This window comes from Akkermansia sp. 54_46 (genome assembly GCF_001917295.1).
Taxonomy (GTDB): domain Bacteria; phylum Verrucomicrobiota; class Verrucomicrobiia; order Verrucomicrobiales; family Akkermansiaceae; genus Akkermansia; species Akkermansia muciniphila.
In genome coordinates this window covers 39,625-54,294 of the sequence record NZ_MNUD01000021.1, presented here as the reverse complement: position 1 = coordinate 54,294, position 14,670 = coordinate 39,625, and the positions used below count along the sequence as shown (strand labels likewise).

Annotated in this window: 12 protein-coding genes; 10 read left to right on the top strand and 2 right to left on the bottom strand. The window is 56.1% G+C overall.

Features of this window, described 5'->3' with window-relative positions:
- The first annotated feature begins 47 nt into the window (after positions 1 to 47).
- The 8 genes from BHW66_RS03160 (at position 48) to BHW66_RS03125 (ending at position 8,820) form a co-directional block, all read left to right on the top strand.
- Entirely contained in the window at positions 48 to 2,009 is a 1,962-nt protein-coding gene (locus BHW66_RS03160) for a phospho-sugar mutase (RefSeq protein WP_102758773.1), read from the top strand.
- A 97-nt stretch (positions 2,010 to 2,106) separates the two neighbouring features.
- Positions 2,107 to 2,649: a peptidoglycan endopeptidase gene (locus tag BHW66_RS03155; RefSeq protein WP_232051439.1), complete on the top strand. Its 543-nt coding sequence runs from the start codon at positions 2,107 to 2,109 to the stop codon at positions 2,647 to 2,649.
- Between the two features lie 115 nt (positions 2,650 to 2,764).
- Positions 2,765 to 3,976 carry a cell division protein FtsA gene (ftsA, locus tag BHW66_RS03150; protein WP_046436134.1) on the top strand — a complete coding sequence of 404 codons (1,212 nt, stop codon included), beginning with the start codon at positions 2,765 to 2,767 and terminating at the stop codon, positions 3,974 to 3,976.
- Positions 3,977 to 4,001: 25 nt separating this feature from the next.
- The gene (locus tag BHW66_RS03145; protein WP_046435928.1) at positions 4,002 to 5,459 is read left to right on the top strand and encodes a hypothetical protein; all 1,458 of its coding nucleotides are present in this window, start codon (positions 4,002 to 4,004) and stop codon (positions 5,457 to 5,459) included.
- Positions 5,459 to 6,847, top strand: coding sequence for a DUF6056 family protein (locus BHW66_RS03140; protein WP_046435930.1), 1,389 nt, complete (start codon positions 5,459 to 5,461; stop codon positions 6,845 to 6,847). Before BHW66_RS03145 ends, BHW66_RS03140 begins: the two co-directional genes overlap by 1 nt.
- 50 nt (positions 6,848 to 6,897) lie before the next feature.
- Positions 6,898 to 7,332: a hypothetical protein gene (locus BHW66_RS03135; RefSeq protein WP_128153392.1), complete on the top strand. Its 435-nt coding sequence runs from the start codon at positions 6,898 to 6,900 to the stop codon at positions 7,330 to 7,332.
- A gap of 59 nt (positions 7,333 to 7,391) precedes the next feature.
- Positions 7,392 to 7,910, top strand: coding sequence for a hypothetical protein (locus BHW66_RS03130; protein ID WP_046435934.1), 519 nt, complete (start codon positions 7,392 to 7,394; stop codon positions 7,908 to 7,910).
- Positions 7,894 to 8,820, top strand: coding sequence for a hypothetical protein (locus BHW66_RS03125; protein WP_128153391.1), 927 nt, complete (start codon positions 7,894 to 7,896; stop codon positions 8,818 to 8,820). Before BHW66_RS03130 ends, BHW66_RS03125 begins: the two co-directional genes overlap by 17 nt.
- Before the next feature lie 125 nt (positions 8,821 to 8,945).
- Here BHW66_RS03125 and BHW66_RS03120 read toward each other — a convergent pair whose 3' ends face one another.
- Positions 8,946 to 9,905: a metallophosphoesterase gene (locus BHW66_RS03120; RefSeq protein WP_022198692.1), complete on the bottom strand. Its 960-nt coding sequence runs from the start codon at positions 9,903 to 9,905 to the stop codon at positions 8,946 to 8,948.
- 229 nt (positions 9,906 to 10,134) lie between these two features.
- Positions 10,135 to 11,364: a saccharopine dehydrogenase family protein gene (locus tag BHW66_RS03115; RefSeq protein WP_022198691.1), complete on the bottom strand. Its 1,230-nt coding sequence runs from the start codon at positions 11,362 to 11,364 to the stop codon at positions 10,135 to 10,137.
- 211 nt (positions 11,365 to 11,575) lie between these two features.
- Between BHW66_RS03115 and BHW66_RS03110 the strand changes: the two genes are divergently transcribed.
- Together BHW66_RS03110 and BHW66_RS03105 are read left to right on the top strand one after the other, a co-directional pair.
- On the top strand, positions 11,576 to 12,541 hold the full coding sequence (locus tag BHW66_RS03110; RefSeq protein WP_180975849.1) for a thioredoxin family protein: 966 nt from the start codon (positions 11,576 to 11,578) through the stop codon (positions 12,539 to 12,541).
- 280 nt (positions 12,542 to 12,821) lie between these two features.
- A complete protein-coding gene (locus BHW66_RS03105; protein ID WP_215711842.1) occupies positions 12,822 to 14,669 on the top strand; it encodes a peptide ABC transporter substrate-binding protein in 1,848 nt (615 codons plus the stop codon).
- Position 14,670 lies beyond the last annotated feature (1 nt).

The window sequence follows — 14,670 nt, the reverse complement described above, 5'->3', positions numbered from 1 at the left end:
GTTTTTTCTCAGGCCATGATGGAAAGAGCTATTGTCAAACAAGGGGCATGATGTACTATTCCGCCAGCATGAATACACTGGACGAATCCCTGATGAATGCCGTTAAAGAAGGGAAGCTTTTGGAGTCTTCCCGGACCAATATCCGCCTTCTGCTGGATGGTACCGAATCCCCCATAGCGCGCGAGGCCGTAGAAGAATTGGCTGCCGCCGGGGAATGGCAGGAGCTGAACGACCGTTTTTACAAAACTCTGGCCTTCGGCACGGGGGGGCTGCGAGGACGTACCATCGGCAGCATCGTCACCCGGGCCGAGCAGGGGAACGGCGGCGTGAACGGCCGGCCGGAATATCCCTGCGTGGGAACCGCCTGCATGAACTACTTCAATGTGGGGCGGGCCATGCGTGGCCTGATTATTTATGTGAACAAGCATGTGGAGGCTACGGACCCGGGCAGGAAGCCCCGCCTGGTCATCGGACACGACACGCGCCACTTTTCCCGTGATTTTGCCGAATTCTGCGCAAAAATCGGCACGGACCTGGGATGTGACATTTACCTGTTTGACAGTCCTCGCGCCACTCCTGAGATCTCCTTTGCTATCCGGGAGCTTCATGCGGATTCCGGCGTGGTGCTGACCGCCAGCCACAACCCCTCCCATGACAACGGTTTCAAGGCTTACTTCAATGATGGAGCCCAGCTGGTGCCTCCGCATGACAAGGCCGTGATCAGGGAGGTCAATTCCCTGACTTCCGAAGAATATGAACCGTTGCCGGAAGACCGGCGCGGAACCCTTCATGTGCTGGATTCCTCCTTTGACCGTATTTACATGGACCGCTTGAAAACCGTGCTGCTCCGTCCGGAACTTTTCAACAAGGGGGGAGCTAAAATCGTTTACTCCAACCTCCACGGGACGGGCGGCCATATCATCGTGCCCCTGTTGAAGGAACTGGGCTGCAACGTGCAGACCGTGGCGGCGCAGGATGTTCAGGACGGCCGTTTCCCAACGGTTGCTTCCCCCAACCCGGAAAATCCGCCGGCTCTGGCCCTGGCTATTGAACAGGCGGATGCTTCCGGAGCGGACATCGTCATCGCCACGGACCCGGATGCGGACCGCATGGGAGTGGCCGTGCGCGGGGAAGACGGAAAGATGCACCTGCTGACCGGCAACCAGATCGGTTCCCTGCTGGCGTGGTACCGCTGCATGAGCATGTCCGATCTTGGCATCATCAATGACTCCAACCGTTCCCGCGCCGTGATGGTGAAAACCTTTGTGACGACGGGGCTTCAGGACGCCATCGGCCACCACTTCGGTTATGAAGTGGTCAACGTCCTCACGGGGTTCAAGTATATTGCCCAGAAACTCGGTAAATATGAACAGGCCATTCCGGCGGAAAAACGGGAGGGCTACCGCAAGATGAGCGAAGAACAGACGCGCGCCCTGCGTCTGGAATACAGCCGTTACTTTGTCTTCGGCGGGGAGGAAAGCTACGGCTACCTGGCCCAGGACTTCGTGCGGGACAAGGACGCCAACTCCGCCGCCATCATCTTTGCGGAACTGGCCGCATATGCGGAAAGCATCGGCAAGAGCCTTCTGGAACTGCTGCATGAACTCTTTGAGCAGTTTGGTGTGTATTTGGAAATGGGAAAATCGCTGGTTATGGAAGGCGCGGACGGCGCGGCCAGAATCGCCGCCCTCGCCGCTTCCTATTCCTCCAATCCTCCCACGGAAGTGGACGGCGTAGCCGTCAGCGGCATCCGGGACTTTTCCAAGGGCGACATGGTGGATGCGGAAGGCGATCCCATTCCGGCGGAAAAAATGATTTTCGTAGATCTGGCGGACGGCCGCAGTTTTGCGGTGCGCCCCTCCGGAACGGAACCCAAGATTAAATACTACCTCTTCGGGCACGGGAAACCGGGCGATCCTGTGAAGGAAGCATTGGCGAAAGTCCAGGCTTCCCTGGATTCCCTGTGGACGGCCGTGGAAAAAGATGCCCACAGCCGTTCCAATGGCTAAATATTGCTGATTTCTTTCCCCCGTCTACCATGTAATGTGGACGGGGGAAATTTATTTTCTTGCCAAGGAGGCGGGAATTCCGCAGTTTATAATTCTCATGACATTTGCGGCCCACAAAACTCTCTCCGTGGCTGGCGCCCTTTTGGCCGGCCTTTTTCTCTCTTCCTGCTCCTCCCAGCAACAAGTTGAAGCTCCTGCGCGTCTTCCCGCCTACCACTTTGTGCCCGGCAAGACGGCCGTGCTTCACAACGGGAAAGCCATTCCCCCCAGAAATGCCCCTTCGCAGGTCAAGCGCGCCATTGCGGCGGCCAATTCCCTGGTCAACAAGCCGTACCGGCTGGGCGGGGGGCACAGGAGGCATCATGATACCCATTATGACTGTTCCGGCAGCACTTCCTTTGTGCTGAAGGAAGCCGGCCTTCTTACGTCCACCCGCCATTCCAGGCTTTTCCTGAATTACGGGCAGAAAGGCGCCGGGGACTGGATTTCCATTTATGCCAAGAATGGACACGTCTTCATGGTCATCTGCGGCCTCCGGTTTGACACTACGGGAAGCGGGCGCCGCGGCGAAGGCCCCCGCTGGAGAGTGGACGGCCGCAATACCAGGCACTTCCTGGTGCGCCATCCCACAGGCCTTTGAACCGGGGCAGCGCGGAGGAAAACCGCGTTTTCTGCGTATGTTCGCGCAGGCTTTCTTGAATAATGGAAAGTAATGTGCTATCAGGTGCGAGGACGTTGATAGTTCCTTGATTTTCATGGCTAAGACAAAAATTCACGTAGGGCTTGAGATAGGGACAAGCAAGACTTGCATGGTCGTGGGCGAAGTGAAGCCCGATGCGACCGTGACAATCATCGGCGTGGGTGAGGTTCCTAGCGAGGGCGTGGTTCGCGGAGAGATTGAAGACACTTCCAAGGTCATCCAGTGCATTTACGATGCCTGGAATATGGCCCAGGACCATGCGGACGTGGATATCATGACCGTCTATCTGTCCGTGACAGGCGCCCATATTGTGGGGCAGAACAACCGGGGAACGTTCCGTCTTCCCCCGGATGAAAGCATTATTTCCCAGGAGCATATGGACGAGGTGACGGAAATCGCCCGGGACGTCGCCCTGGGGCCGGAACAATTCGTCCTGCACCGCGTGCCCGGTCTCTTTTCCGTGGACGGGCAGGAGAACCTGACCAATCCCGCCGGATTGACCGGAAGAACCCTGGACATCGACTGCCATATCATCCACGGAATCAAATCCCGCATCACCAACTCCTTCCGTTGCGTGCGGGAAGTCCCGCTGGATATTGCGGATGTGGTTTTCGCCCCCATTGCCACGGCCCAGTTTGTGCTCAACAGGCAGGTCAAGCAGGCGGGCGCTCTGCTTATTGATATGGGTGCGGGCACGACGGACTATGTGCTTTACCTGGACGGCCAGCTTGTGGCCTCCGGATGTGTGCCGCTGGGCGGCGACCACATTTCCAATGACATCACGCTGATGACCGGCATTCCTCTGGCCCAGGCGGAACTGCTCAAGAAGACGGAAGGGGACGCCAACAGCTTTTCCGGGAAAACCAACGAGATGGTGCGCGTGCGCGGAGAGGGGCATATGAAGGATGCCGCCATTGAACGCAACGTGCTGAATGAAATCATCCGTTCCCGCCTGCTGGAAATTTTCAACCTGGTCAAATCTTCCCTGCCCAAGGATACTTTCAAGGGCAACCGCTGCCACGGCGTTTACCTGTGCGGGGGCGCCAGCCTGATGCGCGGCGTGGGGGAACTGGCCTCCCACGTGTTCGGCGTGGCCATCAGCCGGCCTACGCTGGTTAAAAACGGTGCGCCTTCCTACCTGGATGATCCGCGCTACTGCACGGCCATAGGCCTGATACGGTATGCCCAGATTCTGGATGCCGAACTGCCGCAGCAGCGCAGCTGGCTGGGACGGATGCTGGGCTTCTTCGGAAAGAAGACCTCCTGATCAACCTTTATCCAAATTAACAACCATGCTGGAAATCTCTCCCCAGGGGCCGTCCGGCCTGCCCGGAAAAATCTGCCTGTGCGGCATTGGGGCCGCAGGAACCAAGGTAATGGAGGAAGTGCTGCTGCTGGCTCCCCAGTCAGCTTCCGTTTGCGCCATGAATCTTGATGCCCGCCTATTGAACGCTTCATCCGTTCCATGCAAGATTCATCTGGGCGCCAGGCTTACCAGGGGCCTCGGTTCCGGCGGAGACGCCTCCGTAGGAGCCCAGGCGGCCTGTGAAAGCGAGTCTTCCATTCTCCGTGCGCTGGAAGGCAGCGCGTTGGCCGTCCTTGCCGCCGGGCTGGGAGGGGGAACGGGATCCGGCGTAGCTCCGGAAGCGGCCCGTCTGGCCAAGGAACAGGGGGCTTATGTCGTCAGCGTTGTCATCCGTCCCTTCAGGTTTGAGGGGGAACGGCGCTCTGCCCAGGCGGATGAAGCTTTGGCCCGGCTTGCCCTGTATTCCGACATGGTGCTGCGGTTTGATAATGACGCCATGGAAAGCCTCATAGATCCCGACAAGGGGGTGCTGGAAGCCTTTTCCGTGGTTAATGCTCTTATTGCCCGCGCCGTGCTTATTGTGCCGTCTCTGTTGAATTCTTCCGGAAACCTGCTCCGGGTGGGATTGGACGACCTGCTCAGCGTAGCCGGAACGGGAAAAGGGATTTGCTCCTTTGGCGTGGGTGAAGCGTCTGCGGATGCTTCCGTGGCGGATATATTGAACCAGGTCCGGCATTCCCCGCTTTTTCTGGAAAAACGTTTGGGAGAAGTGGACGATGTCCTGGTTCTGGTGCGCGGCGGAGGTTCCCTGACGCTGCAGCGTCTGGAAGACCTGGTGGATGGTGTGGCGGAAATTCTGGGAAGGGGAGTGCGCCTCCACATCGGCGCTTCCGTGGAGCAGCAGCCGGAAGACCGCCTGTCCCTGACCGTGCTGGGCGCCGTGCCTGTGGCAGAGACCTCTGTTTCCCCGTCTGTTGTGCTTCAGCGGGAAGCGGAGCCGCAGACAGTGCTTGTGCCGGAGGAAAAATCTTTCCTCGGAGAGGGGAAAACCATTATTCAGCCTGCTCCTCCTGCCCCGGTTGACGAACCGGAACGGCATCCGGAGCCGGATCTTCCCGCCCCTGTTGCCGTCTCCAGGAGGGATGAACGTGAATTGGAAGAGGAACTGGTGCCCGTAAGGCCTGTCTCCGATATTCCGGATGAAGGGGAAACGCTCCGGGAGTCCGCGTCTGTTGCGCAAATTTCCGAAACGGAGGCGGAGCCGGAATTGGAGTCAGTCCCGATGCCTGACATCAAGGAGCTGGAGGAAGGATTGCCTCCGGAGGAAGGAGAAGAAGAGCGTGCGGGCCACGGCCTTTTTGCCCGTGTGCGCCCCCTCATTCTTGATGGGGAAGACCTGGATTTGCCTCCCGCACTGCGGAAAAGGAAACCGGATCCGAGCTGATGATGTCCCCCCGCACGTCCAGGGTGTGGTTTTGGGCGCTGACCGCAGCCGCCTTATTGTATACGGCGCTGCTCAGCTGGTGGAGTCCTCTCACTTCCGATACGTACCATCATGCCCTGACGGGCATGGAGCACTGCTTCTCTTTCAGCCTGGTCTGGGAGCGCTGCGTAGCCTCCTACATGACCTGGAATCCCAGAATAGGGGAATACCTGGCCTTTGCCGTAGCGACGGCGGGAAAATGGCTCTTCATGCTGCTCAACCCCTTTGTGCAGGTCGGTCTTGCGCTGATGATGTTTTATCTGGCTTCCGGGCGCAGGGTGGATCCCCGTTCCTGGCCGGACGTGCGTCTGTTCGGATTGGGGCTTCTCCTGCTGTTCACGTGCACGGCCCGGCCCGGCGTCACGATTTACTGGCTCTCCGGAGCCACCAACTATTCCTGGGGCGCCGCCGTCTGGCTGGGCTTTCTGTGTCTGTACCGCGGTTTGCTGGAAGACGCGGAATCCGGGAGAAAGGGAGATTCCGGAAGAAACAATAGCTGGGGAAAGTTTGCCGCTGCGGCTGTTCTGGGATTTCCGGCGGGCATGACCAATGAAAACAATATTCCGGGAACCTGGCTGTTGCTGGGAGCCTTGTTCGTCTTTGTCCGCCTGGTGCGGAAGGAAAAACTTCCCCTGTGGTTTTATGCGGGCCTTGCGTTTCAGGTGGCAGGTTCCCTGTGCATGCTGCTTGCGCCCGGCATTTCCGCCCGGATGCATTCCGCCACTCCCGGCTGCGCGGAACCCCTTTCCGGTTTTTGGAGCAGATGGGAAGCTCTCCCTTCGCTCCTGCTCCGGATGCATGAATACCTGGCTCTTCCGGTGTTGCTGGGCGTGGCGGCTGCCTGGGTTCTTTGGAAAAAATTCCACAGAGACCGGAACTCTTTCCGGGCATGGAAAATTCCCTTTGGAATAGCGGCGGCATATATTCTGGCGTCTTATGCCATGGCTCTTTCTTTCGCCGCCGCCGTCATTCCGGCGGATCATGCCATGTTCTCCGCCACCCTGCTGTTCGGTATCGGCGTGCTGGCCCTTCTTCGTATGTGGTACGGCATCCCCGGTGCCGTGCCCCGTCCGCAGATAACTGTGGCTGTTTTTCTGGCGTTGTCCGGAATATGTGTTTTTTCAACCATACATGATCATCTGCTTCTGTTCGGGCAGCATGAAAAGCGCGTCCGCCTGATTCTGGAGCAGAAAAAGGCCGGTATTCAGGAAATCATTGTTCCTCCCCTCTCTCCTCCCTCCCCGTGGTGTTCTTTCATTTTCTGGGTGGACCTGTCGCAAAACCCGGAAGACTACGTCAACAGAGGCGCGGCGATGTATTATGGCGTGAAGAGCATCAGAATCTTTTAGCAGGCAAAGGATGCGGAATGTTAGAGCTTTTTGCTATGAAATAATGGGAAATGGCAATAAGATATCATCTGCGTCTGATGGCAGTTGTTGTTAACAATATAAGAATCCTTTTAATAGGTTGCGCAGTTTTCCTGTGCGGTCTTTCCTATGCGGACGTGGAGGAAGAGGATTCCGGCGCGTTGAGGATTGAAACGGAAACAGAGGAATATTCCGCTGATATATATTTGGGAAATACTGATGACCGGAAGGCTGACAGGGAAAGAAAGACGATAGGTGTGGGGGAACGGATAACATTGACCCTGACGGGAAAACCGTTGGGAAATGTTGATGAACTGGAATGGAATTTGGTGGAAGATGGAGATAAATACGTAGAAATGCCTGAAGAAACGAAGGGTAAAATATCCATTGTGGTTACTGCGAAAAACGGCTTCAACGTGATGGTTCCGCAACCGTCCTGGCTGTTACCAGTGAGGGGAGAAAAGTAAAGGTGACACTAAATGTGGTTGTTCCGTCGGTAATCAGAGCCGAACACAAAAATGGAGGAATGGCTACGGAAAGGCTTCCTGAGGGGAAAACGTCCGTCATAGGGGCCTCTGCCGTCCTGAAGCTGACGCTGCATCCGACCAGCGTCAGCTTCAAAAATGTCAAGATTATAGAGAGGGACAAGGGCTCGGAGCCTCCCGGTACGGATTTTGATCCCGGTCATTCCAGGAATGGTGCGAATGAAGCGGCGGAGGTTTCAGAAACAAATCAGCTGCAGGATAATGTAATGGCCGGCATTTTTGCCGCAGATGTGGAGCATGCCCGTTTCCCCCAGTCGTGGGACTGGGTATGTTCGTGGAGCATCCATGATGGAGAAGGGGGAGAGGGAACGGAATATCTTGACGGCCGCGAAATCATGGAAGTTCGGTGCCATTTCAGTTTTTCGGAATTTTACAGGCAGGAAATCTGGGGGCCGCAGCGATACCATCTCGTGACGATTTCTAAATTCGGATGCTGTGTGGATCGGGATACCGTAACCTATCGCAACAAATATTACTATCATCATGAATCCGTTCGTTAAAATAATGTTGTTAACCGTCTGTTCCACCGGCATCCTGTGCGGTGAAGGAAAGCCTGCCCTGTTCCGGCTTCCGTTGCCCGACAGCATCTCCGCGTTCAAAACGTCTCCTCAGGAAAAGAAGGAGTTCCTTTCCCTGTTGCATGAAAAAGAGCTGCCGGATTGTTGCCGGGAGGCGCGGAAGAGGCTTGGCGCCTTTAGTTCCAAGGGAGCTGGAGATGTGAACGCAGAAGACGTCAGGGTGTTGTCATGGATTTTTTACGCTGTCTCTTCAATGGATGTATTTCCTCTGAATTATGATGAGAATACTCCGAAGGACGGCTTGTGCGACAACATGGATTATAATCTGAAGGTTAGGGTTGTGGAATGGATGAGCGTTTTATCCCGGGATATATCCGGAATCGTTTCCCGATGCGGCGTAAAGAGAAAGGAGTTGTGCAGAATATGGTCAGAATATGGAGCGGCCGTATTGAAAACATTCAGGACTCAGTATGATCCGGAATTAAAGCGGAAACAGGCCAGGATGAAGGAGGAATATGATAAAATGAGTGCTGCCAGAACATGGGAGTTGGTGCAGGCCAGGAAGCTGAGCTTATTCGGAGGAGGTGATTCCCGCAGCCTCTACTACAATAATAAGTTGTTGGCTAATGAAAAAAGAAACAGTTTATGCAGATTTTTTCTGGAAAAGAGATTGGAACCTGCGTTTGTGGAGATGCTGGTTCGTTTTTATCCGGGGCAGGCTGGTGAAGTGGTTAAGTATCTTAAGAAGGCCGGGTACGCTGATCAGGAAATCGGAGACTTGATTGACCGGACTGTAGGCCGCGATGGAAAAACGGAGTTTTTATATAAGGGCGGCCGGGGGCGCCAGCACGATAGAAAAATCAAGTCCCGTGGCTCCGGGCATATGAAATAACATGGGGGATTGGGAACTTCCCGGAAATTTCATTGTTTCGCCAGGGACGCCAGGGTGCATAGCGGACGGGAGCAGGCAAATTCCGGGATGCCGCGTTATGGAAGAAACAGGGGAAGTTGTATGTTCTAATCCATCGGAATTGCGTAGGAGTTCAATTTGTAGAACTCTCCGCTTTGGGGGCCTTCGTCGGTAATGCCGTTATTGGGGGCGGCGTAGGTGTCCAGGGTCATGGAATCCGGGTAAATGGTCAGGATATAGTAGGCCGTAATGCCGGAGCGGTATTGCAGGGTTTTTACCCGGGATTTTGCCGGCGGCAAAAAGGGAATGGGGAGCACCTTGTTTCCCGCGGGGGCGCAGATCAGGGAGGTAAGGGTGTTTTTCCCGTCCGGGGAGGTAATTATATACAGGTCATGGGCGTGCAGGTGCCCGGTGATGACGAAGCGCACTCCGGCATCCCGGAGATTGCGGTAAAAGATATTTTGCTGTTCCGCCGCGCTGTCATTGTAACGGCCCCACAGGCATTCCCGGAATTGCATGGGCGTCTGCAGGGTGCGGTGGGTGAAAACCAGGCAGTGTCGCGGAACGGTGTTGGCCTTGCTTCTGTTGCGTTTAACCCATGCGCTGAAGTCCACGAGCTGGTCAGGAGTAAGGTCAATATCCATGAAATACAGGGAAGCGTTTTTATGGCGGATACCGTAGTTCAGTTTTCTGGTGGCCAGCCCTTGGACGCCCTGCCTCCGCGTAGGCAGGAAGAGTTCCCGGAATTGTTCCGCCCGGAAAGGAAGGGAGTCATGATTGCCGCGCACGGCATAAAAGGGGATGCCTTTTTCTCTCAGAATGTTGTTGAGTTCCTTGCGTTTGGCGAGTCCCTTGACGGGGGCGCTTCCTTCGATATCCGCCATGTCCCCTACCTGGACGACCATGTCCACGTTGTGTTTCAGGATTTCCCCATAGAGGGTTTTGATGAAGTTGACTGCTACTCCCTCGCTTCCTTCCATGCGCTTGGGGGAGTCGTGCGTATCGCCGATGATCGCGATTTTCCATGGGGCTGTATCTTCCGCCAGTGCCGGCTGAAGCAGGAACATGAGAAATAACGCAAGATATTTCATGGCACTGGATTTTTACAACCTGCCTGCTCTTCCCGCCAGAAAATTATGACTGAGGCGGAAAGATGCCGTCCGGGGCTTTTTCTTTTTCCCGAGGCAGGCGTTGACGTGCTGTCCTGGGGAATTCTGTTCCCCGCTGAAAACGGAAAAGCCGGACATTGGAAATTCAATGTCCGGCTTTGAGGGGGCCTACAGCGCTGGCTGAAATTTATTGCTGGTTGACCTTCAGTATTTTGGCCTGTTCTTCCGTGAGTTCCACGCAGTGCCAGGGGAGGCCGCGCCTGTTGAGCTCGTCCATGAAGGGGTCCGGGTCATTTTGTTCCATATTGAAGACTCCTGCGCCAGTCCATTTGCCCGTAAGGATCATTTCCGCGCCGATCATGGCCGGAACCCCCGTAGTATAGGAAATGGCCTGGGAACCTACTTCTTTAAAGCATTGTTCATGGTCGCAAATGTTGTAAATGTACACAGCCTTGAATTGGCCGTCCTTGATTCCGGTGATGACGTTGCCGATGCAGGTTTTTCCCCTGGTCGTCTTGCCCAGGTCCCCGGGGTCCGGCAGAACGGCCTTGAGGAATTGCAGCGGGATGATTTCAACTCCGTTGTACATGACCGGGTCAATGCGGGTCATGCCCACGTTCTGAAGCACTTCCAGGTGCTTGAGGTAGTTCGGTGAGAAGGACATCCAGAATTGCGCCCGGCGGATGGTGGGGATGTGCTTGACCAGGCTTTCCATTTCTTCATGGTACATGCGGTAGATTTCATAGGTGCCCACTTCCTGCGGGCAGGTGAAACTCTGGTGCATGCTCATGGGGGCGGTTTCCCGGAAGGCTCCGTCTTCCCAATGGCGGCAGGGCGCCGTTACTTCCCGGATGTTGATTTCCGGGTTGAAGTTGGTGGCGAAAGCCTTGCCATGGTTGCCGCCATTGACGTCAATGATGTCCAGCGTATGGATTTCGTCAAAATGATGCTTGAGAGCCCATGCCGTGAATACATTGGTGACGCCGGGGTCAAAGCCGGAACCCAGCAGGGCGAAAAGCCCGGCGTTGCGGAATTGCTCCTGGTACGCCCATTGCCAGGAGTATTCGAATTTGGCTACGTCACGGGGTTCATAGTTGGCGGTATCCAGGTAGTTGACGCCGGTTTCCAGGCAGGCTTCCATCAGGGTGAGATCCTGGTAGGGAAGGGCCACATTGATCAGCAGCTGCGGCTTGATTTCCCGGATGAGGGCTACGGTGGCGGGCACGTCATCCGCATCTACGGAATGGGTAGTGATGCTGACGCCCGTTCTGGAGCGTACGTCCTCCGCAACGGCATCGCATTTGCTTTTCGTGCGGGAGGCCAGATGAATGTTTTGAAAAATATCCGGCAGCTGGGCGCATTTGTTGGCTACCACATGCCCAACGCCGCCTGCTCCAATGATTAAAACCGTGTTCATGATAGGTTCAGTACATAAGTGAAAACAGGCTGAAAGGCAACTCCCGATTTGCTTCAATAATGACACCGTCTTCCCATGGGGCATCAGTTTTTCCGGCATCAGCCGGATGCGGACTTCCCTGCGGAAGACGCACCCTTTTGGAGATTTTCTAAAAATGATTGAACAGGGGATTGACGCGGGCTGTCCGATTTTACAATATCAAATTGTAGATATGATTAGACAAATTCTGCCAGTAGTTGTTGCCGCCTGCGTCGCTCCCTGTTTTGCCGCGGAAGGGTGGATTACCGATATGGATGCCGCCAAAAAACAGGCCGCCGAACAGAAAAAGGATTTAATGATTGAGTTCACCGGTTCCGACTGGTGCCCTCCCTGCATGCAGCTCCGCGCCAACGTATTCAGCAAGCCTGACTTCCAGAAGGAAGCGCAGAAAAATTTCGTTCTGGTGGAGCTGGATTATCCGCGCGGCAAGGAGCAGTCCAAGGAAATGAAAGCCGCCAATGAAAAGCTTGCCCAGCAGTACGGCGTGCGGGGATTCCCGACCGTTGTGTTTGCGGACGCTTCCGGCAAGCCTTTTGGGGGATTTGTCGGGGGGCGTTCCGGGGATGATGTGATGAAAGCCATGCAGGATGCCCTGAAGAACAAGGAAGCGCTGAGCGCCGCGGAAGCGAATGTCGCCAAGGCTGCTACGGATGAAGCGAAGGTTGCCGCTCTGATGGAAGTGCTCAAGCTGGCTCCTCAGGAATATGTGGACAATTTTTATGGTGACGTAAAAGCGGAAATCAAGAAGCTGGACAAGGAGGATAAGTCCGGCCTGAAAGCCGCAGACGCCCATGCTGACCTGCTTAAAAAGGAACAGAAGGACGTTCAGAATTATCTTGCCGGCAAGCTGACGGACAAGACGACGCCTGCGGAAGCCCTTCAGGTGGTTAAGGCGTATCCCGACCGTGACAAGCTTCTGCCGGAGACGCAGCAGCAGTTGCTGATGATGGAGTTCGGGACCTATCTGAATTCCACCGGTGACGTGGACGGCGCCGTTCTGATTCTGGATAAGGTGGCCGAGTTGAAGACGGGAACGGAAGCCGGGATGCAGGCCCCCCGCATCAAGGCCGGCATTCTTGCCAACAAGGATAAGATCAAGGCCCAGATTGACGCCGCCAAAAAGGCGCAGAGCAAATAACTAAAGTTGCTTTTTCTTTTCCCCTGATTTGGGAAAATGGCCCCGCGACGGTTTTCTTCCGTTGCGGGGTTTTTGCTTTCTCTCTGTTTCTCCGGTTACTCAAAAGGGATGATGGAAAGGAGGCATTGTGGCTTATGGGAGGGACGCTGTTCTCTTGTGGAGCGTGTTTTCGGCGTGTTTTGCTGCGGAAATGGTGAAAGGCAGGAGTTGTTGCCGTTTCTTGACGTGAAGCCTTGCGCACGGGAAGGAAACCTGACAGAATCCCGCCATGCGCCTGTTCATGATGTTCTGTGTGATGCTTTTGCTCGCCGGATGCGATACGCGCACGAGCGTGGAACGGGCGCAGGAGGCAGGAGTGCTCATCGTGGGCAATAATGCGGAGCCCCAGAGTTTTGACCCCCACATCGCCACTTCCGTTTCCGATTTCAAGATGATCAATGCCGTTATGGAGGGGCTGCTGCGCGGGGATTCCAGGGATGACGCCGTTTTTCATCCCGCTGTGGCGGAGTCGTGGACGCACAGTCCGGAGGCGGATAAGTGGCGTTTTTCCCTGCGGAAGGACGCCGTGTGGAGCGACGGCGTTCCTGTGACGGCCCATGATTTCGTGTATGCCTATCACCGCCTGCTTCATCCGGGGTTTGGAGGGAGGTACGCGGACATGCTTTATCCGTTGAAGAATGCGGAAGCCTATAACCGGAACAGGCGTAGCCTGCTGCTGTGCGGTCCCGGTTCCCGGCTGGCCGGGAAAGAGGGGCTGGAAGAGATGGTTCTGGCCCGGGTGGATTGGGAGAGGCTGGATGGTATGGGAGCCGGTGAGCTGGAGGCCCTGCGGGATGATCCTTCCCTGATGGAGTGGCCGAATGGGATGCCGGAGGAAGGAGCGCGGAAGATTGCGTCCCGGATGTTGGAGGATGTCCGGGCCGGAAAGCCGGATTTATGGGAGGAAGCCCGCGTGGGCGTGCGCGCCGCGGATGATTATACCCTGGAGATGGAGCTGCGTTCCCCGATGCCCCAGCTTCCGCTGCTGTTGCTTCACTGCACCTGGTTTCCGGTTCCCCGCCATGCCGTGGAAGCCCGCGGCGGCATGCTGGACAGGACGGGGAAATGGACGCGGCCCGGAGCGGCCGTAGGGAACGGGCCTTTTCTCATGGCGGAGCACCGTTTCAATGATTATGTGGAGGTGCGCCGCAATCCCCGGTACCGGAACGCTTCCGCCGTCCGGCTGAATGGAGTCCGTTTTCTTCCCACCGTGAACGGCTTTACGGAAACCCGCATGTTTTTCAACGGCAAGCTTCATGTCACCAACAACGTGCCTCCGGAGATGACGGCTTACGCCCGGGAGCGCGGCGGCGATGATTTTTGCCAGGATGATTATTACGTGACTATTTTTTACCGTTTGAATACGTCGCGTGCGCCTCTGAATGACGCCCGGGTCAGGCGGGCCCTTTCCCTGGCGGTAGACCGGGAGGCCCTGGTGCGGGATGTGGTGTGCGGCGGCGGCCAGCCGTGCTTCGGCTTTACGCCGGACGGCGCCGGATACAAGACGCCGCATGGGGTGGAGTTCAATCCGGAGAAAGCGCGTTCCCTGCTGGCCCAGGCTGGTTTTCCCGGCGGGAAGGGTTTTCCCCGGCTGGAGCTGATGACTACATCCCGCGAAGTTCAGAAGACGATGGCGGAAGCCATCCAGGGCATGTGGAAAAAGCATCTGGGGATTCATGTGGATATCCGTTCCTGTGAGTGGACGGCCTACAAGTTCGCGCAGAATTCCATGCAGTATGATTTTAGTTCCTCCTCATGGTCCGGGGATTATCTGGATCCTTCCAGTTTTCTGGATTTGTGGGGTTCCGCCTCCGGGAACAATAATACGGGCTGGTTTCATCCGGAGTATGAACGCCTGCTGGCGGAGAGCCGCGCCACGGGAGACCAGGAGAAGCGCATGGCCCTGCTGGCCCGTGCGGAAGCGCTGATGCTTTCCGAATCCCCGGTGATTCCCCTGTATTGGGCCAAACGGTCCTATTTGAAGAGGCCGGAAGTGCGGGGATGGCATCCCCTGCTTCTGGACAACCATTTGTTTGAGGATATCAGCCTGGACGACGCCCGGGAACATGGGAAGGAGGCCGCGCCTTGAC

What these genes read in the sequence shown, in the direction of transcription:
- BHW66_RS03130 (WP_046435934.1), top strand. Translation starts at nt 7,392, where the DNA reads ATGGCTACGGAAAGGCTTCCTGAGGGGAAAACGTCCGTCATAGGGGCC.
- BHW66_RS03125 (WP_128153391.1), top strand. Translation starts at nt 7,894, where the DNA reads ATGAATCCGTTCGTTAAAATAATGTTGTTAACCGTCTGTTCCACCGGC.
- BHW66_RS03115 (WP_022198691.1), bottom strand. Translation starts at nt 11,364, where the DNA reads ATGAACACGGTTTTAATCATTGGAGCAGGCGGCGTTGGGCATGTGGTA.
- BHW66_RS03120 (WP_022198692.1), bottom strand. Translation starts at nt 9,905, where the DNA reads ATGTTCCTGCTTCAGCCGGCACTGGCGGAAGATACAGCCCCATGGAAA.
- ftsA (WP_046436134.1), top strand. Translation starts at nt 2,765, where the DNA reads ATGGCTAAGACAAAAATTCACGTAGGGCTTGAGATAGGGACAAGCAAG.
- BHW66_RS03155 (WP_232051439.1), top strand. Translation starts at nt 2,107, where the DNA reads ATGACATTTGCGGCCCACAAAACTCTCTCCGTGGCTGGCGCCCTTTTG.
- BHW66_RS03140 (WP_046435930.1), top strand. Translation starts at nt 5,459, where the DNA reads ATGATGTCCCCCCGCACGTCCAGGGTGTGGTTTTGGGCGCTGACCGCA.
- BHW66_RS03110 (WP_180975849.1), top strand. Translation starts at nt 11,576, where the DNA reads ATGATTAGACAAATTCTGCCAGTAGTTGTTGCCGCCTGCGTCGCTCCC.
- BHW66_RS03160 (WP_102758773.1), top strand. Translation starts at nt 48, where the DNA reads ATGATGTACTATTCCGCCAGCATGAATACACTGGACGAATCCCTGATG.
- BHW66_RS03145 (WP_046435928.1), top strand. Translation starts at nt 4,002, where the DNA reads ATGCTGGAAATCTCTCCCCAGGGGCCGTCCGGCCTGCCCGGAAAAATC.
- BHW66_RS03135 (WP_128153392.1), top strand. Translation starts at nt 6,898, where the DNA reads ATGGCAATAAGATATCATCTGCGTCTGATGGCAGTTGTTGTTAACAAT.
- BHW66_RS03105 (WP_215711842.1), top strand. Translation starts at nt 12,822, where the DNA reads ATGATGTTCTGTGTGATGCTTTTGCTCGCCGGATGCGATACGCGCACG.